Origin of the sequence: Streptomyces synnematoformans (assembly GCF_039531005.1) — a bacterium.
GTDB lineage: Bacteria > Actinomycetota > Actinomycetes > Streptomycetales > Streptomycetaceae > Streptomyces > Streptomyces synnematoformans.
In genome coordinates, this window is record NZ_BAAAPF010000733.1 from 1 (window position 1) to 789 (window position 789).

1 protein-coding gene is annotated in these 789 nt (G+C 79.8%); it reads left to right on the plus strand.

Annotated features, from left to right (window positions below):
* Positions 1–789, plus strand: a 789-nt coding sequence (locus ABD317_RS37405; RefSeq protein WP_344296596.1) for a ComEC/Rec2 family competence protein, incomplete at both ends; no start/stop codon positions are given.

A 789-nucleotide genomic window follows, 5' to 3' on the forward strand; every position in this document is an offset into this window, starting at 1 on the left:
GGCCTGGCTGCGCCTGCTGCCCTCGACCCGGGTGCGGGTCGAGGCGCGGGTCTCGCCGGACTCCGGCGGGGGCCGTGCCGTGGGCGCCGTGCTCCGGGCCGACGCCGACGGGCCGCCGGCCGTCGTGCACGGGCCCGGCGACCTGCAACGTGCCGCCGGCGCGCTGCGGGGCGGGCTGCGCGAGGCCACCGACGGGCTCACCGCCGACGCCCGCGCGCTGCTGCCCGGCCTCGTCGTCGGCGACACCTCCCGCATCCCCGCCGAGCTGCAGGACGCCTTCCACGCCACCGACCTCACCCATCTACTGGCCGTTTCCGGAGCCAACCTCACGGTCGTCCTCGCCCTCCTCATCGGCCCGCCCCACCTCGCCGTCCGGGCCGAGCGCCGCGGCCTCGCGCCGCGGCTCGGCATCCCGCTGCGCGCCACCGCCCTCCTCGGGGGCGTCCTCACGCTCGGCTTCGTCGTCGTCTGCCGGCCCGAGCCGAGCGTCCTGCGGGCGGCGGTCTGCGGTCTGATCACCCTGCTCGCCCTCGCCACCGGCCGGCGCCGCGCGCTGCTGCCCGCACTCGCCGGCGCCGTCCTGCTGCTGGTGCTCTACGACCCGTGGCTCGCGCGCGACTTCGGCTTCCTGCTCTCCGTGCTGGCCACCGCCGCCCTGCTCACCCTGGCCCCGCGGTGGAGCGCGGCGCTCCGCGTCCGCCGCGTGCTGCCCCGGCTGGCCGAGGCGCTGGCCGGCGCGTGCGCCGCGCAGGCGGGGTGCGCGCCCGTCGCCGCCGTGCTCGCGGGCCA